This is a genomic window from Pseudomonas thivervalensis (genome assembly GCF_001269655.1).
Classification (GTDB): Bacteria; Pseudomonadota; Gammaproteobacteria; order Pseudomonadales; family Pseudomonadaceae; genus Aquipseudomonas; species Aquipseudomonas thivervalensis.
This window is the reverse complement of sequence record NZ_LHVE01000007.1, coordinates 60,677-84,389: the sequence shown is the minus strand read 5'-3', so window position 1 is coordinate 84,389 and position 23,713 is coordinate 60,677. Positions and strand designations below refer to the sequence as shown.

At 61.5% G+C, this 23,713-nt stretch carries 25 protein-coding genes; 11 read left to right on the top strand and 14 right to left on the bottom strand.

What is annotated here, in order from left to right:
- Positions 1-112 precede the first annotated feature (112 nt).
- On the top strand, positions 113-1,018 hold the full coding sequence (locus AD659_RS08275; RefSeq protein WP_053120129.1) for a DMT family transporter: 906 nt from the start codon (positions 113-115) through the stop codon (positions 1,016-1,018).
- 55 nt (positions 1,019-1,073) lie between these two features.
- On the opposite strand, the gene AD659_RS08270 is transcribed toward AD659_RS08275, so the two are convergent.
- From AD659_RS08270 to cysK, 3 genes are all read right to left on the bottom strand, one after another.
- Positions 1,074-1,937: a DMT family transporter gene (locus tag AD659_RS08270; protein WP_053120126.1), complete on the bottom strand. Its 864-nt coding sequence runs from the start codon at positions 1,935-1,937 to the stop codon at positions 1,074-1,076.
- A 339-nt stretch (positions 1,938-2,276) separates the two neighbouring features.
- Positions 2,277-3,215, bottom strand: coding sequence for an aspartyl/asparaginyl beta-hydroxylase domain-containing protein (locus AD659_RS08265; protein ID WP_053121330.1), 939 nt, complete (start codon positions 3,213-3,215; stop codon positions 2,277-2,279).
- Between the two features lie 361 nt (positions 3,216-3,576).
- The gene (cysK, locus tag AD659_RS08260) at positions 3,577-4,551 is read right to left on the bottom strand and encodes a cysteine synthase A (protein ID WP_053120124.1); all 975 of its coding nucleotides are present in this window, start codon (positions 4,549-4,551) and stop codon (positions 3,577-3,579) included.
- A 146-nt stretch (positions 4,552-4,697) separates the two neighbouring features.
- Between cysK and AD659_RS08255 the strand changes: the two genes are divergently transcribed.
- The 3 genes from AD659_RS08255 (at position 4,698) to AD659_RS08245 (ending at position 8,119) form a co-directional block, all read left to right on the top strand.
- Complete coding sequence (locus AD659_RS08255; protein ID WP_053120122.1) at positions 4,698-5,774, top strand: DUF748 domain-containing protein; 1,077 nt, start codon at positions 4,698-4,700, stop codon at positions 5,772-5,774.
- A gap of 286 nt (positions 5,775-6,060) precedes the next feature.
- Positions 6,061-6,906 carry an AAA family ATPase gene (locus tag AD659_RS08250; protein ID WP_003184225.1) on the top strand — a complete coding sequence of 282 codons (846 nt, stop codon included), beginning with the start codon at positions 6,061-6,063 and terminating at the stop codon, positions 6,904-6,906.
- A gap of 34 nt (positions 6,907-6,940) precedes the next feature.
- The gene (locus AD659_RS08245; RefSeq protein WP_053120120.1) at positions 6,941-8,119 is read left to right on the top strand and encodes a vWA domain-containing protein; all 1,179 of its coding nucleotides are present in this window, start codon (positions 6,941-6,943) and stop codon (positions 8,117-8,119) included.
- Between the two features lie 214 nt (positions 8,120-8,333).
- Here the strand turns inward: AD659_RS08245 and AD659_RS08240 are convergent, their stop codons facing one another.
- The 3 genes from AD659_RS08240 to AD659_RS08230 are packed head-to-tail and all read right to left on the bottom strand — an operon-like array spanning position 8,334 to position 10,195.
- Complete coding sequence (locus AD659_RS08240) at positions 8,334-8,876, bottom strand: DUF2937 family protein (RefSeq protein ID WP_053120118.1); 543 nt, start codon at positions 8,874-8,876, stop codon at positions 8,334-8,336.
- 12 nt (positions 8,877-8,888) lie between these two features.
- Positions 8,889-9,665, bottom strand: a complete 777-nt coding sequence (locus AD659_RS08235) for a class II glutamine amidotransferase (protein ID WP_053120116.1) — start codon at positions 9,663-9,665, stop codon at positions 8,889-8,891.
- A 32-nt stretch (positions 9,666-9,697) separates the two neighbouring features.
- Complete coding sequence (locus tag AD659_RS08230; protein WP_053120114.1) at positions 9,698-10,195, bottom strand: hypothetical protein; 498 nt, start codon at positions 10,193-10,195, stop codon at positions 9,698-9,700.
- A 135-nt stretch (positions 10,196-10,330) separates the two neighbouring features.
- Between AD659_RS08230 and AD659_RS08225 the strand changes: the two genes are divergently transcribed.
- Both AD659_RS08225 and AD659_RS08220 read left to right on the top strand, forming a co-directional pair.
- On the top strand, positions 10,331-12,385 hold the full coding sequence (locus AD659_RS08225; protein ID WP_053120112.1) for a S9 family peptidase: 2,055 nt from the start codon (positions 10,331-10,333) through the stop codon (positions 12,383-12,385).
- A gap of 216 nt (positions 12,386-12,601) precedes the next feature.
- Complete coding sequence (locus AD659_RS08220; protein ID WP_053120110.1) at positions 12,602-13,075, top strand: cyclic nucleotide-binding domain-containing protein; 474 nt, start codon at positions 12,602-12,604, stop codon at positions 13,073-13,075.
- A 156-nt stretch (positions 13,076-13,231) separates the two neighbouring features.
- Here the strand turns inward: AD659_RS08220 and AD659_RS29110 are convergent, their stop codons facing one another.
- Complete coding sequence (locus AD659_RS29110; protein WP_082343531.1) at positions 13,232-13,519, bottom strand: hypothetical protein; 288 nt, start codon at positions 13,517-13,519, stop codon at positions 13,232-13,234.
- 73 nt (positions 13,520-13,592) lie between these two features.
- Between AD659_RS29110 and AD659_RS08210 the strand changes: the two genes are divergently transcribed.
- From AD659_RS08210 to AD659_RS08195, 4 genes are all read left to right on the top strand, one after another.
- Entirely contained in the window at positions 13,593-14,279 is a 687-nt protein-coding gene (locus AD659_RS08210; protein ID WP_053121328.1) for a spermidine synthase, read from the top strand.
- A 48-nt stretch (positions 14,280-14,327) separates the two neighbouring features.
- Complete coding sequence (locus tag AD659_RS08205; RefSeq protein ID WP_053120106.1) at positions 14,328-14,702, top strand: YajD family HNH nuclease; 375 nt, start codon at positions 14,328-14,330, stop codon at positions 14,700-14,702.
- 184 nt (positions 14,703-14,886) lie between these two features.
- Positions 14,887-15,357 (top strand): RNA methyltransferase, encoded by a 471-nt coding sequence (locus AD659_RS08200; RefSeq protein WP_003198862.1) that lies wholly within the window; start codon positions 14,887-14,889, stop codon positions 15,355-15,357.
- Positions 15,358-15,434: 77 nt separating this feature from the next.
- Positions 15,435-15,812 (top strand): YgaP family membrane protein, encoded by a 378-nt coding sequence (locus AD659_RS08195; protein WP_053120104.1) that lies wholly within the window; start codon positions 15,435-15,437, stop codon positions 15,810-15,812.
- A gap of 198 nt (positions 15,813-16,010) precedes the next feature.
- Here AD659_RS08195 and AD659_RS08190 read toward each other — a convergent pair whose 3' ends face one another.
- A complete protein-coding gene (locus tag AD659_RS08190) occupies positions 16,011-17,240 on the bottom strand; it encodes a hypothetical protein (RefSeq protein WP_053120102.1) in 1,230 nt (409 codons plus the stop codon).
- 32 nt (positions 17,241-17,272) lie between these two features.
- Positions 17,273-17,722: a YcgN family cysteine cluster protein gene (locus AD659_RS08185; protein ID WP_053120100.1), complete on the bottom strand. Its 450-nt coding sequence runs from the start codon at positions 17,720-17,722 to the stop codon at positions 17,273-17,275.
- A gap of 160 nt (positions 17,723-17,882) precedes the next feature.
- Between AD659_RS08185 and AD659_RS08180 the strand changes: the two genes are divergently transcribed.
- Positions 17,883-18,476 (top strand): nitroreductase family protein, encoded by a 594-nt coding sequence (locus AD659_RS08180; RefSeq protein ID WP_053120098.1) that lies wholly within the window; start codon positions 17,883-17,885, stop codon positions 18,474-18,476.
- Between the two features lie 184 nt (positions 18,477-18,660).
- On the opposite strand, the gene AD659_RS08175 is transcribed toward AD659_RS08180, so the two are convergent.
- The 5 genes from AD659_RS08175 to AD659_RS08155 form a co-directional block, all read right to left on the bottom strand.
- Entirely contained in the window at positions 18,661-19,593 is a 933-nt protein-coding gene (locus tag AD659_RS08175) for a D-2-hydroxyacid dehydrogenase (RefSeq protein ID WP_053120096.1), read from the bottom strand.
- A 126-nt stretch (positions 19,594-19,719) separates the two neighbouring features.
- Positions 19,720-20,013, bottom strand: coding sequence for a YcgL domain-containing protein (locus tag AD659_RS08170; RefSeq protein WP_053120094.1), 294 nt, complete (start codon positions 20,011-20,013; stop codon positions 19,720-19,722).
- Positions 20,010-21,143: a ribonuclease D gene (gene rnd, locus AD659_RS08165; protein WP_053120092.1), complete on the bottom strand. Its 1,134-nt coding sequence runs from the start codon at positions 21,141-21,143 to the stop codon at positions 20,010-20,012. The genes AD659_RS08170 and rnd overlap by 4 nt, the downstream gene beginning before the upstream one ends.
- Before the next feature lie 121 nt (positions 21,144-21,264).
- Positions 21,265-21,906: a class I SAM-dependent methyltransferase gene (locus AD659_RS08160; RefSeq protein ID WP_053120090.1), complete on the bottom strand. Its 642-nt coding sequence runs from the start codon at positions 21,904-21,906 to the stop codon at positions 21,265-21,267.
- A 69-nt stretch (positions 21,907-21,975) separates the two neighbouring features.
- Positions 21,976-23,625 (bottom strand): phosphoethanolamine transferase, encoded by a 1,650-nt coding sequence (locus AD659_RS08155; RefSeq protein WP_053120088.1) that lies wholly within the window; start codon positions 23,623-23,625, stop codon positions 21,976-21,978.
- Between the last annotated feature and the right edge of the window lie 88 nt (positions 23,626-23,713).

Genomic DNA, 23,713 nt, shown 5'->3' with positions numbered 1-23,713 from the left:
TCGTGCTTGTTATTGGCGACTGAGCTTAGAGGCCAATCACGCGGCAACGCAACCATTGCCATCGGTATGCAGGGCAGCGACACTTGCCACCCCATCAAGGAAGGAGTGGCTCGTGAACCTCGTCGATATCCTGCGTTTACTGTCATTGGCCGCCATCTGGGGCGCCAGCTTCCTGTTCATGCGCATCATCGCACCCGTCATTGGCACAATCCCCACTGCGTTTTTTCGTGTATCCATCGCCTTCGTCGGGCTGCTGGTGATCCTGGCGCTGATGCGCGTCGATTGGAATTTTCGCGGCAAGCTCAAAGTCGTGATGGTGCTGGGTCTGATCAATTCGGGCATTCCGGCCACGTTCTATTCGCTCGCGGCCCAGGTGCTGCCGGCCGGTTACTCGGCGATCTTCAATGCCACCACACCGTTGATGGGGGTGTTGATCGGTGGTTTGTTCTTCAGCGAACAACTGACCCTGGCCAAGGTCAGCGGGGTCTTCCTTGGGCTGCTCGGCGTGGGCATCCTGACCCGCGCCGGCCCGGTGGCGTTCGACCTGCAATTGCTGATGGGCGCCCTCGCCTGCCTGCTGGCCACGACCTGCTACGGCTTTGCCGGTTTCCTCACTCGGCGCTGGCTTGATCATCAAGGTGGCTTGGACAGCCGCCTCTCGGCCCTGGGCAGCATGTTCGGCGCCACGGTGTTCTTGCTGCCGCTGTTCGGCTACAGCGTCATCAGCCAGCCGCCAGCCAGTTGGGGTGGCTGGAACGTCTGGTTGTCGCTGCTGGGGTTGGGCCTGGTGTGCACCGCGCTGGCGTATATCCTTTACTTCCGCTTGCTCAGTTCCATCGGCCCGGTCAAGTCCATGACCGTGACGTTCCTGATCCCGCCGTTCGGCGTGTTGTGGGGGGCGTTGCTGTTGGATGAGCCGTTGGGGATGGCGCATTTGTATGGCGGGGTGTTGATTGCGGCGGCGTTGTGGTTGGTGCTCAAGCCTTCCGTCGCGAAACCGGCTGAGGTGTCTACCTGATAAAACATCAGCGCATCTCGCGATGGCGGTTGTTCAGTCAGCGAACCTCTAAAAGTCAGCCACCTTTACGAAACACAAACACCAACCCCACGATGATCAACACCATCCCCAGCAAGCTCAGCAACGCCAGCCGGTTGCCAAACACCAGGTAGTCCATGATCGCCGTCACCGCCGGCACCAGGTAGAACAGGCTGGTGACATTCACCAGATTGCCACGGGCGATCAAACGGTACAGCAGCAACGTCGCCAAGACCGACACCACCAGCCCCATCCACAACACCGGCACGAGGAATCCCGCGCTGTATTCGAAGTGAAACGGCTGGAACGGCACGAACACCGCACACAGCACCAGCCCGGCCAGGTACTGCACCGGCAGCGTGCCCAGGGGATTGTCGGTGATGCGCTTCTGCATGATGGAACCGGCGGTCATGCTCACCAGTGCCAACAACCCACACAGCATCCCCGCCAGAGACATGCCGGCCAGGCCGATGCCCTGGTACACCACCATGACCAACCCGACCAAGCCCAGCACCAGGCCGAACATCCGCGCCCCGGAACGCCGGCGCTCCATGAGCACTACGGTCAGGATCGGTTGCACGCCCATCAGGGTGGCCATCACCCCGGGCGTGACATTCATTTGCAGCGCCAGCAGATAAAAAATCTGATAGGCGCCCAGCAGCACCAGCCCGGTGGTCATCGCGTACAGCATCGGCTTGCCAGTCTTGGGCAACTTGAACTTGAGCAACGGAATCAACAGCACCAGCGCGAACAGCGCGATGGCAAAACGGATCAGCAGAAACGCGAAGGGTGAGGCGTGGGCCAGGCCCAGTTTGGAAAAGATCGCCCCGCTGCTCCACAGCAAAACGAACAGGCTCGTGGAAGCCGCCGCCAATAAGGCGTTTTTGGAAAGGGAAAACATGGATACCACCTGTAGTCAGGCAAAAAGCCAACTCAGCCGAAGCTGAAGTCCAGTAGTTTTTTTCAGGCGGGCACAGGGGATGGCAACCGTTGCCGATCAGCCCTGAATGCCAACACCCGGCGGTGATACGACGGCGTACACCGATGAGCTACTGACAGGTGGGGGGTATTGACCGATCTGCGCAGGCTGCTGATTCCCACACGGCACGACGCCAGCGTTGAACGCTGGAACCACGAGCGCGATGACAGGGAATGCAGGCATGAGCCGATCTCTTGGAGAGTGGGTTAGAAAACCCGAAGAGCACTGACTATAACCAGCGCCCGATGGACTACGCAATGGTTAAACGAATAACCAATAGCCAAGCGCCGTCAGCACCACCACCGCCAACACCGGCCGCATTACCCGGTAGGCCTTGGGATGCTTGCGTTTGAACTGCTTGACCCGGCCACTGATGCCGTCGCTGAACGACTTGCTCCAGGCGTAAGCCCGGTTGATGCCGCCGACGTGTTCATCGTCCAGGTTCTGTGGCGCGGTGGCGCGGCCGAGGAACGCGCTGATGGTGCGGTTGAGACGGGTCATCAGCCGGCTTTTCAAGGGCCGCTCGACATCGCAGAACAGGATTACGCGGGTCTGCGGGGTTTCGTTCTTGACCCAGTGCACATAGGTTTCATCGAACATGACGTCTTCGCCATCGCGCCAGGCGTAGATCTGACCGTCGACGAAGATCCGGCAGTCCTCGGAATTCGGGGTGGAGAGCCCCAGGTGATAACGCAACGAACCGGCGAAGGGGTCTCGATGAGGGTTCAGATGGCTGTCACCGGGCAGCAGGGCAAACATCGCGCCCCGGACGTTGGGGATCCGACTGACCAGCTCGACCGTCCTGGGACACAGCAATTGCGCCGACGGCAGCGGTTTGTCGTACCACTTGAGGTAGAAGCGCTTCCAGCCCTTCTTGAAGAACGAGCCGAAACCGGCGTCGTTGTTCTTCTCGGCGGCGCGAATGTAACCCTCGTCGAACAGGTGCATGGCCTCATCGCGAATGACTTGCCAGTTGTCCTTGAGCACATCCAGTTCCGGGAACTTGCTGCGATCCAGGTAAGGCTTCGAGGGCACGCCGGAAAACAGGTACATCAAGGCGTTATAAGGAGCGAACAGTGCCGAGTGGTTGACGAACTGGCGCAACACCGGCAAACGCGCCTTGCCACGCAAATGCACATAAAGCGTACTGCTCACAAACAGCAGCAACACCGAGGCCTTGGCGACAAACGAAACGGTCATTTTTTGTAACTCCTTGTCCAAAAACAACTGACGCAACGCCAACTGCCCGACGTAGCCGAGGGCCATGTTAAACACCCATGGCCCGGGTAAAAACCGTCTGACGCAAGATTCTCTGTTGAGTGAAGCGCAATAAACACTTTTTAACAGGCGCCACCTGAACCTTGGCTGACGCATCGAACAATCACCCAATCTCCCTGAGATGGCGAGGGCTTTTGTGGCGAGGGAGCTTGCTCCCGCTCGACTGCGGAGCAGGCGCCCCGGATTCAACGCGGGTCGCCAAATCGCAGGGGCGCGCTTCGCACGCCAGCGGGAGCAAGCTCCCTCGCCACAAAAGCGCCTCGCTACAACTGTGAATCCATCGTTACTGCTGGGTCTCCTGCTCGGTAAACAGATCACTGAACAACATGCTCGACAAGTACCGCTCGCCCGAATCCGGCAGGATCACGACGATGGTCTTGCCCTGCATTTCCGGTTTTTCCGCCAGGCGTACGGCCACGGCCATCGCCGCGCCGCAGGAGATCCCGCAGAGGATGCCCTCCTCCTGCATCAAGCGCAGGGCCATCGCCTTGGACTCGTCGTCGGTGACCCGCTCGACCAGGTCAACAATCGACAAATCGAGGTTCTTCGGCACGAAGCCGGCGCCGATCCCCTGGATCTTGTGGGGGCTGGGCTTGATCTCATGGCCCGCCATCGCCTGGGTAATCACCGGCGAAACTTCAGGCTCGACCGCCACCGACAGGATCGGTTTGCCGCAGGTGTTCTTGATATACCGCGAAACCCCGGTAATGGTTCCGCCGGTGCCCACGCCCGCGACCAACACGTCCACTGCGCCATCGGTGTCGTTCCAGATTTCCGGGCCCGTGGTTTTTTCGTGGATCGCCGGGTTCGCCGGGTTATCGAATTGCTGCGGCATGAAGTATTTGGACGGATCGCTGGCCAGGATCTCGGCGGCTTTTTCGATGGCACCCTTCATGCCCTTCGCCGGCTCGGTGAGCACCAGCTCGGCGCCCAGGGCCTTGAGTACCTTGCGGCGCTCGATGCTCATGGAGGCCGGCATGGTCAGCATCAATTTGTAGCCACGGGCGGCGGCGACGAATGCCAGGCCGATCCCCGTGTTGCCTGAAGTCGGTTCGACGATGGTCATGCCCGGCTTGAGTTTGCCCGAGCTTTCAGCGTCCCAGATCATGTTCGCGCCGATCCGGCACTTGACCGAATACCCTGGGTTACGCCCCTCGATCTTGGCCAGGATGGTCACGCCACGCGGCGCAATGCGGTTGATCTGTACCAGTGGCGTATTGCCGATGGAATGGGCGTTGTCAGCGAATATACGGCTCATGGCTGGGTCCTTGATGGGGCGGAATTGAAGCTTTTAAAGGTATGCCTGTTGCCCATGGGCGTCCAGTTGCACCGAACGTTCCCGTTGTTGCGACAGTCAATGGCATTAGGAGGCGCTCCCCCAACAAACGCTGGAGACTGACAGACATGAAGCGTCGATACCGCTGGCCACTGTGGGTTTTCGCCACCCTCGTCGCGGTGCTGGTGGCCCTGCATTTCGCCCTGCCCTACCTGGTGCGCGACTACCTGAACGATAAACTGGCCGACATGGGCGATTATCGCGGGCAGATCACCGACGTGGACCTGGCCCTGTGGCGCGGTGCCTACCGGATCAACGACCTGGAAATCGTCAAGGTCGACGGCAAGGTCCCGGTGCCGTTCGTCAACGCACCGCTGGTGGACCTGTCCGTGAGCTGGCACTCGCTGTGGTACGACCATGCAGTGGTGGCCGAGGTGGAATTCGCCCGCCCCGAAGTGAACTTCGTCGACGGCGGCGCCAACCGCCAGAACTCCCAGACCGGCCAGGGCACCAACTGGCGCGAGCAACTGGGCAAGCTATTGCCCATCACCTTCAACGAAGTGCGCATCAGGGAGGGCAAGGTCACCTTTCGCAACTTCAACTCCAAGCCGCCGGTCAACCTGCGGGCCACCGACGTCAACGCCAGCTTCTACAACCTGACCAACGTGGTCGACACCGAAGGCAAGCGCGACGCCCGTTTCGAAGGCAAGGCCCTGGTGGCCGAACATGCCCCCCTGGAGATGCAGGCCACCTTCGACCCCTTGAGCAACTTCGAAGATTTCGATTTCCGCCTGCGGGCCAGGAACATCGAACTCAAGCGCCTGAACGACTTCGCTGCGGCCTACGGCAAGTTCGATTTCAATGCCGGCCACGGCGACCTGGTGATCGAGGCTGAAGCCGATAAGGCCAGGCTCAGCGGCTACATCAAGCCGCTGCTGCGTGATGTTGATGTGTTCGACTGGCAGCAGGATGTGGAAAACCAGAACAAGAACATCTTCCGCTCGGTCTGGGAGGCGTTGGTGGGCACAGGCGAAACGGCCCTCAAGAACCAGCGCAAGAACCAGTTCGCTACCCGGGTGGAACTCAGCGGCAACGTTCACCAGCAGAACATCAGCGCCTTCGAAGCCTTCCTGCAGATCCTGCGCAACGGTTTCGTCCAGGCCTTCAATGCCCGCTATGAGCAACCGCCCCCGTCGACCGACTAGGGCTTGCGGCTTTTTGTGGCGAGGGAGCTTGCTCCCGCTCAAGTGCGCAGCGCTTGCAGGCTTTTTGGGGCTGCTTCGCAGCCCAGCGGGAGCAAGCTCCCTCGCCACAAGGTGATGATGCCCCATAGAGTGATAGCCGAGACTGAGTCAACATGTGACGCCCCATTCAGAGACTGAATACAGCGTCTGCGTTCACAGTCGGCGAGGCCTCGCGGTATAGTCGGGCACGACATTTATTTCGCGCGCCCCGCCTCGCCGGGCCGGCGACACCGTTCGAGGAACTGAGATGAAGTTCGAAGGCACCAGCGCCTACGTGGCCACCGATGACCTGAAACTGGCCGTGAACGCCGCCATCACCCTGGAGCGGCCGTTGCTGGTCAAGGGCGAACCGGGCACCGGCAAGACCATGCTCGCCGAGCAACTGGCCGAGTCCTTCGGCGCACGCCTGATCACCTGGCACATCAAGTCCACCACCAAGGCCCACCAGGGCCTGTACGAGTACGACGCGGTCAGCCGCCTGCGGGACTCGCAGTTGGGCGTGGACAAGGTCCACGACGTGCGCAACTACCTGAAGAAGGGCAAGCTCTGGGAAGCGTTCGAGTCCGAGGAGCGGGTGATCCTGCTGATCGACGAAATCGACAAGGCCGACATCGAGTTCCCCAACGACCTGCTGCAAGAGCTCGACAAGATGGAGTTCTACGTCTACGAGACCGACGAAACCATCAAGGCCAAGCAGCGCCCGATCATCATCATTACCTCCAACAACGAAAAGGAATTGCCGGACGCGTTTTTGCGCCGCTGCTTCTTCCACTACATCGCCTTCCCCGACCGCGTCACCCTGCAGAAAATCGTCGATGTGCATTACCCGGACATCAAGAAGGACCTGGTCAGCGAAGCGCTGGACGTGTTCTTCGACGTGCGCAAGGTGCCAGGCCTTAAGAAAAAGCCTTCCACCTCCGAACTGGTGGACTGGCTCAAGCTGCTGATGGCCGACAACATCGGCGAAGCGGTGCTGCGCGAGCGTGATCCGACCAAGGCCATTCCGCCGCTGGCCGGCGCCCTGGTGAAGAACGAACAGGACGTGCAATTGCTCGAGCGCCTGGCGTTCATGAGCCGTCGCGGCACCCGCTGATCCTCTTCGTCCAACAAGAGCGAGGGCGATTGCCATGCTGCTTAACCTGTTCAATGAGATGCGCGCCGCCAAGGTGCCCGTGTCGGTGCGCGAACTGCTGGACCTGATCAACGCGCTGAAACAGCGGGTGATCTTCGCCAACATGGACGAGTTCTATTACCTGTCCCGGGCGATCCTGGTGAAGGACGAACGACATTTCGACAAGTTCGACCGGGCGTTCGCCGCGTACTTCAATGGCCTGGAGAAACTCGACGATCACCTCCAGGCGCTGATTCCCGAGGACTGGTTGCGCAAGGAGTTCGAGCGCTCGCTGACCGACGAGGAACGGGCGCAGATCCAGTCCCTGGGTGGCCTGGACAAGCTGATCGAAGAATTCAAGAAACGCCTGGAAGAACAGAAGGAACGCCATGCCGGTGGCAACAAGTGGATCGGCACCGGCGGCACCAGCCCGTTCGGCTCCGGCGGCTTCAACCCCGAGGGCATTCGGGTTGGCGACGCCGGCAAGCGCCAGGGCAAGGCCGTGAAGGTCTGGGACCAGCGCGAATACAAGAACCTCGACGACCAGGTGGAATTGGGCACCCGCAACATCAAGATCGCCCTGCGCCGCCTGCGCAAGTTCGCCCGCCAGGGCGCGGCCGAAGAACTGGACATCGACGGCACCATCGATCATACCGCCCGGGACGCCGGCCTCTTGAACATCCAGATGCGCCCGGAGCGACGCAACACCGTCAAGCTGTTGCTGCTGTTCGACATCGGCGGCTCGATGGACGCCCACGTGAAGATCTGCGAAGAACTGTTCTCGGCCTGCAAGACCGAGTTCAAGCACCTGGAGTACTTCTACTTCCACAACTTCGTCTACGAATCGGTGTGGAAGAACAACCTGCGCCGCACCTCGGAACGCACCTCGACCCAGGATCTGCTGCACAAGTACGGTGCCGACTACAAAGTGATCTTCATCGGCGACGCCGCCATGGCGCCCTATGAAATCACCCAGGCCGGCGGCAGCGTCGAGCATTGGAACGAAGAAGCCGGTTATGTGTGGATGCAGCGCTTCATGGAGAAATACAAGAAGCTCATCTGGATCAACCCGTACCCCAAGGACACCTGGGGCTATACCGCCTCGACCAACATCGTGCGCGAGTTGGTGGAAGACCGGATGTACCCGCTGACGTTGCGGGGGTTGGAGGAAGGGATGCGGTTTCTTTCCAAGTAAGATGCTTGCTGCCCATCAGGGCAGAGCAGGCTCGTCCCCACACTGGATCTTCGTCACACAAGAGATCCCTGTAGGAGCTGGCGAAGCCTGCGATCTTTTGATCTTGATCTTTCGCTCAAGACTCAATTGCCAATGGAAAGATCGCAGCCTCGTTGCACTCGGCAGCTCCTACAGTGCCCAGCGGGACTTCGCAAAATTCCCTCGCCACAACAGGCTACAGCCCGCGCAGGTCACGCTCTTCGATCGGCCGGCTCTGGCGCAGGCGCTTGCCGCCCAGCACCACCCAGTCGATCAGGCGGAACAGGCATTCCAGGCCGAACGACAGCAACATCGCGCCGCTGATGCCCCAGATCATCGCCTCGGGGGTCAGCAGGATCTGGTAGCTGTAGCCGTTCCAGGTTTCCTTGCGGATGTCCGGATCGGCGGCCAGCGCCACTTGCAGCAGGCGGATGTACCACGGGCCTTGCATCGCCTGGAACTGCTTGTCCAGAGCCTGTTGGCGCACGAGCAAGGTGTTCAGGCTGTCGGCATCGCTGCGAAAGATCGGGTCTTCGCTGGCGCGGTAATGGGCCACCAAAGCCTGCATGTCGCCTTTGAAGAACTGGTTGGCGGTGCCCTGGAAGCCTTGCAGGCCGGTCTGCGCCTCGATCAGGTGCGCCTCGATCCGCTTGGCGTAATCATTGATGAAACCCGGCACCTGGACCCCAACCAACAAGCCCACCGCGAACAACACCAGCCGTAGATAACTGAGCAACATAACGTGACGTCCTTATTCGGTCCGGCCGTGGCTGACGCATTCGCCGCGTCGCCACAGGCTCCATTGGCCCGGTTCGTAGCGGGTCCAGGTTTCGTTTTCGGTCAAGGGTTCGGTGGCGATCACCGTGACCACGTCGTTGGGTGTGGTTTCCGCCTGGAAATCGACAATCACGTCCACATCCTTGAGCCGCGCCGGGCCGAACGGCGCGCGACGGGTGATCTGGGCCAGTTTGGTCGAGCAGTAGCAGAACAGCCAGTCGCCATCGCTGAGCAGGCAGTTGAACACGCCTTTGCTGCGGTATTCGGTACAGGCTTCGATCAACGACGGCAGCAACTGTTCCACTTCCACCGGCTCGGGGAAGGCCTGGCGCACGCGGTTGAGCAAATCGCAGAACGCCGCTTCGCTGTCAGTGTCGCCCACCGGACGGTAGAAACTCACACCCGGCTGGAAATCGGCGAGCTGGCCGTTGTGGGCGAAACACCAGTTGCGGCCCCACAACTCACGTACGAACGGATGGGTGTTGGACAGGCAGACCTTGCCGACGTTGGCCTGGCGGATGTGCCCGATCACCACTTCGCTCTTGATCGGATAACGCTGCACCAGGTTCGCCACTTCCGATTCGCTGCTGGCGGCCGGGTCCTGGAACAGGCGCAGGCCACGGCCTTCATAGAAGGCGATACCCCAACCGTCCCGGTGCGGCCCGGTCTTGCCACCGCGCTGCATCAGCCCGGTGAAGCTGAACACGATGTCGGTCGGCACATTGGCGCTCATGCCCAGTAATTCACACATGCTCGAACTCTCGCTTCAAGGGGCAGGCCTGCTTACAGGCGCGGTTCGATACGCGAACGCTGGGGGTTGCTCGGCACGGGCGGGCGACCGTAACGGTCATCCCCGGCGACGCCGAACGGTGGTTCGTCCTCCGGCTCATCGGCCGCGGCGGCGGCTTTTGCAGCGGCGGCCCGCTCCTTGCGCGCATTGGCGGCCCGCTCGATGGGGAAGCGGATCAACACGATCACCAAGTAGAGGCCGAAGGCGATCATGCCGTACATGAGCAGGTCGGATGCCGCCCGCCAGACGTTGTTGCCGACCTTGAACAAGATGTCCAGGGCGACAATGGCCAAGGCCGGGGCAACCTTGTCCTTCACCGGGTCGACGACGGTGGGGCTGAACAGCAACACCGCCATCAGCAAGCGCAGCGGTTCGCGCAACCAGCGCCACATCCAGCGGGTCATGCGCATCCACACCAGCAGGCAGCCCAGGGCGGCGAAGGCGTAGAGGCCCCAGGCGATCAGATAGTCATTCTCGGTCATGGTGTCCATGGCAAGGCAGGCAAAGAGACGCTTATAGTAACGGCTTTTCGCGCGTCAGGCTGCCCCGGCGTCTGGCGAATGGCCTGTGCGGTGGCTTCTGTCCAGGCCGCGTGTCCCTTTTCGTACAACGTTCGAGAGCCTTCCATGTCCCTATCTGCCCACGTTTCCACCGCCCCGATTGCCCGCAGGGACGCCGGTGTCGACCCGTACGCCTGGCTGCAGGAACGCGACACCGACGCCGTGCTCGACTACCTCAAGGCGGAAAACAGCTACCAGGAGGCGCAACTCGCCGACCAGGCCGAACTGCGCGAAACCCTGTTCCAGGAAATCAAGGGCCGGATCCTCGAGACCGACCTGTCGCTGCCCTCGCCCTGGGGCCCGTATCTGTATTACACCCGCACCACGGCCGGTGACGAATACCCGCGCCACTACCGCTGTCCGCGTCCGACCGACGACAGCCTGACCGTGGACGAGAGCCGTGAACAACTGCTGCTGGACCCCAACGTGTTGGCCGGCGGCGGTTTCTTTGCCCTGGGCGCCTTCAGCATCAGCCCCGACCACCAGCGCCTGGCCTACAGCCTGGACACCACGGGCGACGAGATCTACACCCTGTTCGTGAAGGAGTTGTCCAACGACAAGGTCAGTGAACTGTCCTTCGACCATTGCGACGGCAGCATGACCTGGGCCAACGACAGCCTGACGCTGTTCTTTGGTGAACTGGACGACACCCACCGCCCCCACAAGCTCTGGCGCTATCGCCTGGACGGCACAGCCGCCGAGGAAGTGTTCCATGAGCCGGACGGACGTTTCTTCCTGCATTGCTACCGTTCGAGCTCGGAAAAGCAGTTGATCCTGTCCCTGGGCAGCAAGACCACCAGCGAAATCTGGGTGCTCGACGCTGCGCAGCCGCAACTGCCCTTCACCTGCCTGGCGCCACGCCAGGAAAACCATGAGTACGACGTCGACCACGGCCTGCTCGATGGCCAATGGACCTGGCTGATCCGCAGCAACCGCGACGGGATCAACTTCGCCCTGTACCAGGCCGCCGACACCGGCGTGGCACCGACCGAGGCCGACTGGCAGAACCTGATTCCCCACAGCGACACGGTGATGATCGACGGCCTGAGCCTGAACGCCGGGGCCATGACCTTGAGCCTGCGTGAGGGCGGCCTGCCGATCATCGAGGTGCATCCCCAGGGTTTGCCAGCGTATCGGGTGCAACTGCCAGACGCGGCCTACAGCCTGCATGTACAGAACAGCCTGGAGTTCGTCAGCGATCGCATCCGCCTGCGCTACGAGGCCCTGAACCGTCCGGCGCAGATCCGTCAGTTGGACCTGGCCAGCGGCGCGCAGGTGGTGCTCAAGCAAACCCCGGTCCTGGGCCCGTTCGACGCCGATGCCTACGTCAGCCAGCGGCTCTGGGCAACGGCAGCGGACGGCACCCAGGTGCCCATCAGCCTGGTGGTCCGGCGCGAAGATCTCGGCCGGCCGGTGCCGCTGTACCTGTACGGCTACGGTGCCTATGGCGAGAGCCTCGACCCGTGGTTTTCCCATGCGCGGCTGAGCCTGCTCGACCGCGGCGTGGCGTTTGCCATCGCCCACGTGCGCGGCGGCGGCGAGCTGGGGGAAGCCTGGTATCGCGCCGGCAAGCAAGAACACAAGCACAACACGTTCGACGACTTCATCGCCTGTGCCGAGCATTTGATCGCCAACGGCTTCACCACCGCCGAGCAGTTGGCGATCAGCGGCGGTAGCGCCGGTGGCCTGCTGATCGGCGCGGTGCTCAACCAACGCCCGGAGCTGTTCAAGGTGGCGATAGCCGAAGTGCCGTTTGTCGATGTGCTCAACACCATGCTCGACCCGGACCTGCCGCTGACGGTCACCGAATACGACGAATGGGGCAATCCAGAGGAGCCGGACGTTTATGATCGGATCCGGGCCTATGCCCCGTACGAAAACGTCAGCGCCCAGGCGTACCCGGCACTGCTGGTGATCGCCGGCTACAACGACAGCCGTGTGCAGTACTGGGAAGCGGCCAAATGGGTGGCGAAACTGCGCGCCACCAAGACTGACGACAACCCCCTGCTGCTCAAGACCGAACTGGGCGCCGGCCACGGCGGAATGAGCGGGCGTTACCAGGGATTGCGTGACGTAGCGCTCGAATATGCATTTGTCTTGAAGGTTTTGGGGGTGGTCTGAGGAACTCTGTGGGATGGCCGGGTCTTAGCTCCATGCGCCGGCCCCAGATAAACCCCAGTCCAGTGTGGGAGCGAGCCTGCTCGCGATAGCGTCAGATCAGCCAGTTCAATGTTGACTGACACGCCGTCATCGCGAGCAGGCTCGCTCCCACAGGGGAATTGCCTTATATCCAAGCACTCTGAAACCGCAACAAACACAAAAAAAGACCGTGACAACATGTCAGAACCGACCTTACTGAACAAAGAAATCCGCGACTGGCTGATGGACTGCGGTCTGTTCGACCAGTTGCTGCCTGTCGATTTCGCCGCGGCGTCAGGCTATTTCAGCATCAGCGCCATCGCCGAGGGCCAAGCGATTTTCCGCGAGGGCGATGCCGGCAGCTTCATGTGCATCATCCACACCGGCCAGGTGGCCGTGCAGAAAACCGGCCCCGACGGCCAACCCGTGACCATCGCCACGCTGCGCAGCGGCCGGGCCTTCGGCGAAATGGCCGTGCTCGACGGCGAACGGCGCTCGGCCAGTTGCATCGCCGCCAGTGATTGCCAGTTGCTGAACCTGGGCAAGGATTCCCTGGAGAAAATGCTCAACGACGCCCCCAAGATCGCCGCCAAGATCATCCGCGCCCTCGCCGTCTCCCTGTCCAAGCGCCTGCGCATGGCCGATGGGCAGCTGTTGTCGCAGCAGGTCTGATTCTTTCTAACAGTTGAAACACAGAACTTGTGGGAGCGAGCCTGCTCGCGAAAGCGGTAGACCAATCAACATAGATGCTGGCTGATCCGACGCTATCGCGAGCAAGCTCGCTCCCACAGGTTTGTGCCTCAGCTGTTTCATCGACAGGCTTCAGATCTACCCCCCCGGCGACTTGGCCTTCACCGGCTTCGGCTCCATGCCCGGTATCGGCTGGTCCTTGGGCGGTTTGGGCATTTCGATCGGCGGCAACAAGGGTGGCCCACCGCTTCCGGGGCCGGCCTTGGGCACACCGTTGGGCGTGACCGGCGGATACGGCATGGGGGTGGCGGTGCCCGACGATCCGGGGACGCTCGGCGGGTTGACCGGAATCGTCGGTTGTTGAGCCTGGGCGTAACTTATTGAGAGCGCCGCCAGGGCAATGGCCGTTAGAATGATGGACTTCATCAATGGCTCCGTGGCTATTGTCTGCTTTAAGGCTAGTCGTTACCGCGCCGGTCTGCCCTCCTACGAGATTTCCATGAAACGTTTCGTTCTGCTCGACACCACGCCCATCCCTGAAAACGGCGGTGCCCTGTGCCTGTTCGAGTACGGCGAAGACTTCGTCATCAAGATCCAGGGCGGCGACGGCGGGCAACTGATGAACACCCGCATGCACGGTTCCGAAGATGCCCTGGCGGAGATTCCCTGCCGCAAGGTCGCCGGTCGTCCTGGCTCGCGCGTGCTGATCGGCGGCCTCGGCATGGGCTTCACCCTCGCCTCGGCCCTCAAGCACCTGGGCAAGACCGCCGAAGTGGTGGTGGCCGAGCTGGTGCCTGGCGTGGTGGAGTGGAACCGTGGCCCCCTGGGTGAAAAGGCCGGGCGGCCGCTGGCGGACCCGCGCACGGTGATCCGCATGGAAGACGTGGCCAAGGTGCTGCAAGCCGAACCCCAGGGGTTCGACGCAATCATGCTCGATGTCGACAACGGTCCGGAAGGCCTGACCCAGAAAGCCAACAGTTGGCTGTATTCGGCCGGTGGCCTGGCCGCCTGCGCCAAGGCCCTGCGACCCAAGGGCGTGCTGGCGGTGTGGTCGGCCAGTGCTGACCGGCAGTTTTCCGACAAACTGAAGAAGGCCGGCTTCAAGGCCGAAGAGGTGCAAGTGTTCGCCCATGGCAACAAAGGCACCCGCCACACCATCTGGATTGCCGAGAAGCTCAAGGGCTGAGCTAAACTCTGTCCAACCGTCATCAGTCTTTTCTACAAAGGTGAACCCATGAGTTCGTCAACGCCACCGTCCAACACCGCCAAGCTGGACCGCATCCTCGCCGATGCCCAGCGCGACCGGGAAATGGGCTACCGCGACAAAGCCCTGAAAATGTACCCCCATGTCTGCGGCCGCTGCGCCCGTGAGTTTGCCGGCAAGCGCCTGAGCGAACTGACCGTTCACCACCGCGACCACAACCACGACAACAACCCGCAGGACGGTTCCAACTGGGAACTGCTGTGCCTGTACTGCCACGACAACGAACACTCGCGCTACACCGACCAGCAATACTTCGGCGACGGCTCCCTGAGCACCCCGAAAATCGCCAAGGCGACCCACAACCCCTTCGCCGCGCTGGCCGGGTTGATGAAAAAAGACGAGTAATCGTCATCACCAAGGCCGCCATCGCGAGCAAGCTCGCTCCCACAGGGTTTTGTGAACGCCGAAAATCCAATGTGGGAGCGAGCCTGCTCGCGATGGCGATCAAACAGACACCACACATCTCGAACCTGACCACCCTCCCCCATTCCCCGTATAATCGCGCCTTTTCCCCAAAGGCACCCCGCCCGTGGCCAACAAACGCTATAGCTGCATCGGTCTGTTCAACCCCAAGTCACCGGAAAACGTCGGTTCGGTCATGCGTGCCGCCGGTTGCTACGGCGTGGCGTCAGTGTTCTATACCGGCAAGCGCTATGAACGCGCCGCCGACTTCGTCACCGACACCAAGAAAGTCCACTACGACATCCCGCTGATCGGTATCGACGACCTGAAGAAAATCCTGCCCCTGGGCTGTGTGCCGGTGGCCGTTGAATTGGTGGAAGGCGCTCGCCCACTGCCCGAATACACCCACCCGGACCGGGCGTTGTACATCTTCGGTCCGGAGGACGGCTCGCTGGACAAGGACATCCGCGACTGGTGCGAAGACGTGGTGTACATCCCCACCACCGGTTGCATGAACCTGGCCGCCACCGTCAACGTCGTGCTGTACGACCGCATGGCCAAAGGCAACAACACCCGTTCGGGGCCGCAATTCCGCTGATCGGTGCAATATTCGATTGAACAAGGCAATCGCTCGGGCAGTCAGCTTTATACCAATCCCCACACTGGAGACAGATCATGAGCGATAACAATCCGTTCGAGCCGATTGAGCGCACCCCGTTCCAATCCCATCCGCCGCAAAACGTGCACGGCTGGGAACGCATTGGCTCGTTGGCCGGCGGTGTGCTGATGATGGGCAAAGGCTTGCGTCGTGGCGGGGTAATCGGCCTGGCTCAACTGGCGATCGGCGGCATGGCCCTGGCACGGGGCATCACCGGGCATTGCTCGGCCAAGAGCCTGCTGGAAAAGAATCGCCAGAACCTGGACCACGCCCGCGCCCGCATCGAGCAGGCCGGTGAGGAGTTGAGTCGCCTGAAAGCCAATGCCGAGGCGGCGACTGGCACGGCTACGGTGACGGGGAATGATTCGTTGAATTCGCCGAAGGTTGGGCTCTGAATTTGCCCCGGAGCAAGCTCCTTTCACAGAGGTTTAAAAATCGCACAGTTTCGTGGCGAGGGAGCTTGCTCCCGCTTGAGTGCGAAGCGCTCACCGCTTTTTTGGGGCCGCTGCGCGCCCCAGCGGGAGCAAGCTCCCTCGCCACACAAGCCTCCAGGCCATTGCGCAAAACTGTGGGGCTTGCTCGCGATGGCGATGTCACTGAAGTAACCGGCTATCGAGCACCGTGGAAGCCCCACCCAGGACACTTTCACTGAGCTGCACAAACTCCTGGGTATCGACCGTTTCCAACCGCATCGCCCCCTGCAACACATCATCCAGCGAACGCTTGTTGCGGGTCTTCAGGCGAATCTCACGGTCCAGCTCCTGCAACAGCAATACCGCCTTGGCCACCGCCGCCGGGCTGATGTGCTCACCGCGCAAGCTGGTGACAGCCTTGCTGTCGCGGGCGAGCCGGTCGTTCAAGGTCTGGTAGCGCTCATCACTCAAGCCACCGGCGCGGCGCAGCAGTTCGACCGCGTAATACTCGGTCAGCCCCTCGCTGATCCAATCGCTACGATCCTGATCATTGACCCGCGCCAGCGACTGAACCAATTCCCGCAACAATGGGCTGTTGCCCCGCTCGCTGACCAGCGGCGGTCGGCTGTGCAGGTAAATCGAGTCATGTCCAGCCTGGGCGCCGCGCCACAACGGATCGCCGGCGCCGACAATCAGCAACTTGGCCGGATGGCGCGGCACCAGCGCTTGCACTTGCGGCCAGACGAAGGTCAGCAGCGTCAGCACATCCATCCGGCGCATGCCCTGGCCCCGGGGCGAGGCCACCGTCACTTCGGTTTCTCCCAGGCGCGTGCGGCGGCTGCCCAGTTTGCCGGCGAGCATCCAACCGGTGGGACGGTCGAACAGGCGCGAGGGATTGTCGATGCGAAAACGTTGCTTGCCGATGCGTGGCCAGGGCGTCTCGATGCTTTTCCAACCATCGGGCAATTCAACCTCAAGACGAGCCACCAGCTCGACGCCGTCCTGTTGGTCGAGCTTGGCCGACGGCACCAGATCGTCGCCGCGCAGCAACGCCCACGTCGGGGTCATGCGGGTTTCGAAGGTGGCGTTCTTGCGGGCATGGCTGATGCGCACGCGGTAGCTCAGGCTGGCCTTGTCGGCAGCCGGACGCCACACGCCGCGCGCCTCCGTGCCGGGGGTGAGTTGCCATTGGCCGTCGGCCTTGAAATCGCTGTAGCGGCTGCCGTCGCCGAGGTCGAAATCCAGGCTGCGCACCGCCGAACCCCGGGCCAGGGTCAGGCGCACCTCGGCTTGATCGCTCTGCGGCAACAGGTGCACGTGATAATCCAGATCGACTTTCTGCGCCGCCCACAGCGGCCCGCACACCGCCAGCAGCCCGGCCGCCAGCATCCGTTTCAATCCTGCAGCCATGGGTTCTCCCTGGTGGCGCGTCGCCCGCTGGTTCAGCCGGCGCGGAAAATCAGATGATCTTCCCAATCGTCTTCCGGCACGCTGCCTTCGGCCAGCATGCGTCCGGACTGGGAAATACGTTCGTGGTGCACGGCATCGCGATCGCCGCAGATCAGGTGGTGCCACAATGGCAAGTCCTTGCCTTCGCTGACCAGCCGATAACCGCAGGTCGGCGGGAGCCATTTGAACTCATCAGCCTTGCCCGGCGTGAGCTGGATGCAATCGGGCACGAACTCACGGCGATTGGGATAGTCGGTGCACTGGCAGGTTTTCAGGTCCAGCAGTTTGCAGGCGATGCGGGTGTAGTAGACGCTGTTGTCGTCTTCGTCTTCGAGCTTTTGCAGGCAGCACAGGCCACAGCCGTCGCACAGCGATTCCCATTCCTGCGGATCGAGCTGATCGAGGGTTTTACGTATCCAGAACGGTTCAACTTTGGCGGCCATGGCTCGAGCATCAACATCAGGTGGTGAAAAGGCCGACAGTCTAGTGCCGGGGCCTCTTGAGGCCAAGCATTGGCGACTGCCGGTAGACAGGGGCTTGTCAGGCCGGGCGATGGGACGTAGGTTGCTTGATTGTCTTTCCACACTCGAACCAGGTAAGCCCATGAGCGCCAACTCCCGCATTGCCGATTACGCGATCCACCCTCAGTTCATCGAACGCTGGTCGCCCCGTGCCTTTACCGGCGAAAGCATTGCCGAAGAAACCCTGCTGGGCTTTTTCGAGGCCGCACGCTGGGCGCCGTCGGCGTACAACTCTCAACCGTGGCGTTTCCTGTATGCGCGCCGCGACACGCCGAACTGGGAGCGTTTCCTCGGGCTGCTCAACGAATTCAACCGCGGCTGGGCCCAGCACGCTTCGGCCCTGGTGATCATCGCCTCGAAAACCACCTTCGCCGTGCCCGGTGCTACTGAAGAAACTCCGGCCCTGTGCCACACCTTCGACACAGGCGCGGCCTGGGGCCACCTGGCGCTGCAAGCCAGCCTCAGCGGCTGGCACACCCACGGCATGGCCGGTTTCGACCAGGAACTGACCCGCAAGGAACTGAAAATCCCGGAAGGCTACGCCCTGCACGCCGCCGTGGCGATTGGCAAGCTGGGGGACAAATCGACCCTGGCCGAATACCTCCAGGCCCGCGAAGTCCCAAGCCCGCGCCGGCCGTTGAGCGAACTGGTGGCAGAAGGCGACTTCACCCTGTAACCCTGTTTTGTAACCGCTAAGGACCGACTGTGTAGGCTTGCTCCCGCCGAGCTGCGTTGTAGGAGCTGTCGAGTGCAACGAGGCTGCGATCTTTCTCCAGACACTTGAATCTCAAGCGAAAGATCAAGAGATCGCAGGCTTCGCCAGCTCCTACAGGGCCGGACGGAGCACGCGCCCTCGCCAGTCAGTAACCCCGGCTGAAATCCACTTCCCCGCGCAGTGCTTCGCCCGCTTGGTAGGCCTGCAGGTTTTCCAGGAACAACTGCACCATCATCGGTGGCGAGGTCGGTGCCGAGCTGTGGCCGGTCAGCAGCAGGCCCCAGGCAGTCCAGAACGGATGGCGCTGTGGCAATGGCTCCTGGCGGCAGACGTCGATCACCGCACCGGCCAGGTGCCCTTCCTTCAACGCCTGCACCAGGTCCGCATCCACCACCGCCACGCCACGGCCAACATTGATGAACAACCCGGTCGGCTTGAACTGCTTGAACAGCGCCGCGTCGTACACATCATGAGTCTCCGGCGTGTTGGGCAGCAGATTGATCACGTAATCCACCTCCCCCACCAGCCGCGGCAGATCCTTCAGTGCCCCGACCTCGATGAACGGTGCCAATTCCCTGGCTTCGCTGGCGATGCCGTACAGTTGCACGCCGAACGGCACCAGGAACTGCGCCACACGCTGGCCGATATCCCCCGTCCCGACGATCAACACCTTGCGCCCAGCCAGGCCTTGGCCCTGGCGGTTGTCCCACTTGCGCTCGACCTGGCTGACCAACCGGGCCAGCACCTCGCGCTCATGGCCGAGCATGTAGGTCAGCACATACTCAGCCATCACCTGGCCAAAAATGCCCACCGCACGGGTCAGGCGGTAATCGCGGCTCAAGCCATCGGCCAGCAGCGGCGTGATACCCGCCCAGGTCGATTGCAGCCAACGGGGCTGGTGGCCCTGACGCAACAGGGTGGCCAGCAGATCAGGCTGGCCAAGCCAGACCGGGCAATCGCTGGCCAGTCGCGACAACTCGGCGGAATCGCCGCTGGTCAGGACTTCAATATCGGGTGCCGCCTGACGCAGAAGCTGGGCATACACCGCGTGATCGTGTTCGGCAATCAGAACGCGCATGAATCAAACCTTTCAAAAACAGTACAGACGACCGCCGACAGAGTGTCGCTCCATCCCTGCGATCGTCGTCAATAAACCAATTCCAGTGTTTCAAAAAGACACCCAGAACAGGTGCCTCCGAGAGCATCAGACCGGGTCGTTGCGGCGCAACAACTCTTCAGGCAAATGCTCGATGTACTCGTCTTCGGCCGGCGGCATCTGCAAGTGATAGCCCTGGGTGTCGAGGTTTTCCAGCACCTTGTTGATGTCTTCCCGGGACAGCTCACGCTCGGGGCTCAGCACCAGGTCGAAGGCGTGGATCGCCTTGCCAAAAGCGGCCATCAGTGGCTCGGGCACACGCTTCAAGGCGTCGCTCTTGAGCACATACAGGTACATCTCGTTTTTCTTCGAGCTGCGGTAGATGGAGCAGATACGTTTCAAGGCTGTTCTCCGGCAGTGGCCAGGCTGTCGAGCAGCGCCTGGCCCATCAATTCGCGGCGCCAGCCACGCAGCGAATCGGGCAATTGGTAAGGGCCCTCGGGGAAGCCGCTCTTGATCAGCGCTTCGAGGGTTTTCTTGCGCAGCATCAGCTCCGGGGCGATGTCCAGGCGCTCGGCTTCAGCCTGCCCCAACGCCCGCAGGCGCTTGACCAAGGCAGCGGCCTCGATGGGCAACGGCTCGGCCACGGCCGGTGGCCATTGCTCGGGCGGGATGCTGGCGGCGCGCTGGATCAAGTCCAGCAGAAACTGACCGTCCTGGCGCACGGTGCGCGGGTGCATGTCTTCGATCTTCGCCAGCGCGCCGAGGTTATCCGGCTGGGTACGGGCCAGGGGCCACAGCGAATGCTCGCGGATGATGCGGTTGCGCGGCAGGTCACGGGCCCGCGCCTCGTGTTCGCGCCAGGCGCACAGCTCACGCAACACAGCCAATTGGGCGCGGGACAGTTTCCAGGCCAGCTTGGCCTCGCGATAGACCTCGTACGGGTCGACTTCGCGGCGCAGATTGGCCACCAGTTCGGCGCCATCCTCCAGGACCCAGCGGTATTTTTCGTCGGAAAGCTTCGGGCGCAGTTGTACGAAAACTTCTGCCAGATGCACCGCATCCTCTGCCGCGTAGCTGATCTGCGTCTCGGACAGGGGCCGCTGCAACCAGTCAGAACGGGTCTCGCCCTTGGGCAACTCGATGCCCAGCACTTCCTGCACCAGCCGCGAATAACCCATGGAAAAACCCAGGTTCAGGTAAGCAGCAGCCAGTTGTGTATCGAACAGCGGCGCAGGCAGGCTACCGGTCAGGCGCAGCAGCACTTCAAGGTCTTCGCTGCAAGCGTGCAACACCTTGAGCACCGCCGGGTTCTCCAGCAGAGCGGCCAAGGGCTGCCAGTTGTCGATGGTCAAGGGGTCAATCAGGTAGGCACGCTTGCCGTCGCCGATCTGCAGTAAGCCAGCAATGGGATAAAAAGTGTCGACCCGCATGAATTCGGTGTCGAGGGCGACGAATGGCAACTGTTGCCACTCGGCGCAAAACTGACCGAGGCTATCGTTGTCGCGAATCCAGTGAATATCGATGGCCACACGGCTCTCCCTTGAAGAATGGCGCGCAGTATATATCGCCGCTGGCGATTGCGAGCATCCATAGAGCAACCGTCTGAGAGAAATCGCCTGCGAAAAAGCAAGAATAGTCCTACATCAAGACTTAACTGGTCTTACGTAATACATAAACACGCGTCAGCGCAAAACCGGGCAGGAAATCCTGATACCACAGCACGCTGAAACCGGCCTGGCGGAACTCGGCTTCGACATCGACCTTGTCGGCCAGGCTTCGTGGCGGCACCTGGCCAATCTTGAAGCGTCCTTCGACTCGCACCGAAACGATCACCGTGTCGCGGCTGACCCGATGAAACTCGTGCAACAGCGCCAGGCGATGCTCGCTGGCGCTGACGTGACGAAACAATTGCAGACAGAAAATACAATCCACCGCGTTGGCCGACAGCCCGAGGGTGAATGCCGAACTCGGGAAGGTCTTGACCCGCTGGAGCAACCCGTCGCCATGGTGGCTGAGCGCATGTTCAAGCATGTTCGGCGACGGGTCCGCCGCCAGAATGACCCGGTTGGCGTGCTCGGCCAGCACCGGCCAGAACCGCCCCGCGCCACAAGCCACATCCAGCACCAGCCCCGGCTCGCCCGCCACCTTCAGGGCGTTGCGCACCATGTGTTCGTCGCGCCAGAACGCCAGGCGCAAACGTCGAGGCGCCGGCCGACAGCAAACCTGCGCATGCTCCTGGTCATGCTGCCTGGCGAACTCGAGCTCGACGGTGGATGGAGGTGGCCCGGACATACAAACGGCTCTTGGAAAAGGACTGGATGACAGGTTAACCAACCTCGCGTGAAAAAAAGGTCCAGGCGCTCATTCCCGCGCCAGGACACCGTCAATCACCGCGCCGCGGCAGTTAGCGAACAGGTCCAGGTCGCGGTTGTAGACCTGGCTGTTGACTTCCAGCAGCCCGAGCATCGAGTGGAACAGGTTGTCCTGGCTCAAGGGTTTTTCCCGGCTTAGCTGCAGGCAATGGGTGTCGACCGAAAAAGACTTCTGATAGCTGTCGGAGAACCAGGCCAGCATCGCCACGTGCTTCTGTTGCTCCGGGGCGAGCATGTAGGGCGTGCCATGGAGAAACAGGTTGTATTCGCCCAGGGACTCGCCATGGTCCGACAGGTACAGCATGGCCGTGTCGACCTTGTCCTGGTTGGCCCGCAGCAGATCGATCAGGGTCGACAACACATGGTCGGTGTACACCAGCGTGTTGTCGTATCCATTGACGATGCTGTCGCGGCTGCAATTGTTCAGCGCGTTGCTTTCGCACACCGGGGTGAAATGCTCGTACTCCTTGGGATAGCGCTTGAAGTACTCCGGCCCGTGGCTGCCCATCTGATGCAGCACCAGCACGGTGTCCTTGTCGAGGGTGTCGATGAAATGCTGCAGTCCCTGGAGCAGGATCTCGTCGCGGCACTCGCTATTGGCGCACAGCGTCGGATCCTTGAGATTGCTGACATCCTGCAGCGTGACCCGATCGCAGGTGCCCTTGCAGCCAGACTGGTTGTCCCGCCAGATCACCTCCAGCCCGGCGCGCTTGAGCACATCCAACAAGCCTTCCTCATTCTTGGCCTTGCTGGCGTCATAGTTCTTGCGCCCCATGTTGGAGAACATGCAGGGCACCGACACCGCGGTTTCAGTGCCGCAGGAGTGCACGTCGGTGAAGGCGATCAGGCCGGCCTCCTTGTCCAGTGTCGGCGTGGTGTCGCGGTGATAACCGAGGATGCCGAAGTTCTCGGCCCGGGCACTCTCGCCCACCACCAGAACCGTCAGGGATTTGCGCCCGTGGGTTTGCCAGGCCGGGTTGCGACTCGCGTCTTCGCCCAGGGTGATGAACGGCTGCTTGGCCGACGCGACCTGCTCACGCAAGTACCCGAGCGACGCACCGATGTAATTGCTCGGCACCACCATCAAGCGCAACTCGTGGTGGTTGCGAAACAGTGACGACAAACCTTGGTAGTTGGCCAGGGCAACCACGCCGATCACCGCCGCCGAGGCCACGCCGACCAACAACTTACTTAATAACTCCTTCGGCCAACGACGATAGTTGATCGGCGTCTTGAACAACAACCAGCACGGCAAGACACCCAATAAGCCGACATAGACAAACAACTTCAGCGACAACAGATCACGGACTTCCGTGGCATTGGTTTCAGCGAAGTTGCGTAACATGCCGGCATCGATCAATACGCCGTATTGCGCCATGAAATACGCCACGCCCGCGCTGATCAGGAACAGCAGCATCAACGCAGGCTTGAGCAGCGGGCGGAAGGCCACGAGCGTCAACACCAGGTTGAACGCGCAGAAAATCATCAGGCCAAACGCCACGCACATCAGCAGGCCTCGCGCGTCAGCCGTCGTGATCGCCAGCAAGTGTTGCCAAAGCACGAGGTTGAAGGCCACTAACAAAAAGGCACTGGCGGCCAGCGTCACCCACTCGGGGCGCACGGCTTTAATGGTCAGCATGATGGTTGACGGCTTCCTGAAGTTGCTCTTTGAAAAAGAAGTGCCGCAGAAAACATGTGAAAAAACGTTTTCTACGGCAACACAAACT

Bases quoted from the DNA above. Each gene is read 5' to 3' on its own strand.
- AD659_RS08270 (WP_053120126.1), bottom strand. From the start codon at position 1,937: ATGTTTTCCCTTTCCAAAAACGCCTTATTGGCGGCGGCTTCCACGAGC.
- AD659_RS08265 (WP_053121330.1), bottom strand. From the start codon at position 3,215: ATGACCGTTTCGTTTGTCGCCAAGGCCTCGGTGTTGCTGCTGTTTGTG.
- cysK (WP_053120124.1), bottom strand. From the start codon at position 4,551: ATGAGCCGTATATTCGCTGACAACGCCCATTCCATCGGCAATACGCCA.
- AD659_RS08255 (WP_053120122.1), top strand. From the start codon at position 4,698: ATGAAGCGTCGATACCGCTGGCCACTGTGGGTTTTCGCCACCCTCGTC.
- AD659_RS08250 (WP_003184225.1), top strand. From the start codon at position 6,061: ATGAAGTTCGAAGGCACCAGCGCCTACGTGGCCACCGATGACCTGAAA.
- AD659_RS08245 (WP_053120120.1), top strand. From the start codon at position 6,941: ATGCTGCTTAACCTGTTCAATGAGATGCGCGCCGCCAAGGTGCCCGTG.
- AD659_RS08240 (WP_053120118.1), bottom strand. From the start codon at position 8,876: ATGTTGCTCAGTTATCTACGGCTGGTGTTGTTCGCGGTGGGCTTGTTG.
- AD659_RS08235 (WP_053120116.1), bottom strand. From the start codon at position 9,665: ATGTGTGAATTACTGGGCATGAGCGCCAATGTGCCGACCGACATCGTG.
- AD659_RS08230 (WP_053120114.1), bottom strand. From the start codon at position 10,195: ATGGACACCATGACCGAGAATGACTATCTGATCGCCTGGGGCCTCTAC.
- AD659_RS08225 (WP_053120112.1), top strand. From the start codon at position 10,331: ATGTCCCTATCTGCCCACGTTTCCACCGCCCCGATTGCCCGCAGGGAC.
- AD659_RS08220 (WP_053120110.1), top strand. From the start codon at position 12,602: ATGTCAGAACCGACCTTACTGAACAAAGAAATCCGCGACTGGCTGATG.
- AD659_RS29110 (WP_082343531.1), bottom strand. From the start codon at position 13,519: ATGAAGTCCATCATTCTAACGGCCATTGCCCTGGCGGCGCTCTCAATA.
- AD659_RS08210 (WP_053121328.1), top strand. From the start codon at position 13,593: ATGAAACGTTTCGTTCTGCTCGACACCACGCCCATCCCTGAAAACGGC.
- AD659_RS08205 (WP_053120106.1), top strand. From the start codon at position 14,328: ATGAGTTCGTCAACGCCACCGTCCAACACCGCCAAGCTGGACCGCATC.
- AD659_RS08195 (WP_053120104.1), top strand. From the start codon at position 15,435: ATGAGCGATAACAATCCGTTCGAGCCGATTGAGCGCACCCCGTTCCAA.
- AD659_RS08190 (WP_053120102.1), bottom strand. From the start codon at position 17,240: ATGGCTGCAGGATTGAAACGGATGCTGGCGGCCGGGCTGCTGGCGGTG.
- AD659_RS08185 (WP_053120100.1), bottom strand. From the start codon at position 17,722: ATGGCCGCCAAAGTTGAACCGTTCTGGATACGTAAAACCCTCGATCAG.
- AD659_RS08180 (WP_053120098.1), top strand. From the start codon at position 17,883: ATGAGCGCCAACTCCCGCATTGCCGATTACGCGATCCACCCTCAGTTC.
- AD659_RS08175 (WP_053120096.1), bottom strand. From the start codon at position 19,593: ATGCGCGTTCTGATTGCCGAACACGATCACGCGGTGTATGCCCAGCTT.
- AD659_RS08160 (WP_053120090.1), bottom strand. From the start codon at position 21,906: ATGTCCGGGCCACCTCCATCCACCGTCGAGCTCGAGTTCGCCAGGCAG.
- AD659_RS08155 (WP_053120088.1), bottom strand. From the start codon at position 23,625: ATGCTGACCATTAAAGCCGTGCGCCCCGAGTGGGTGACGCTGGCCGCC.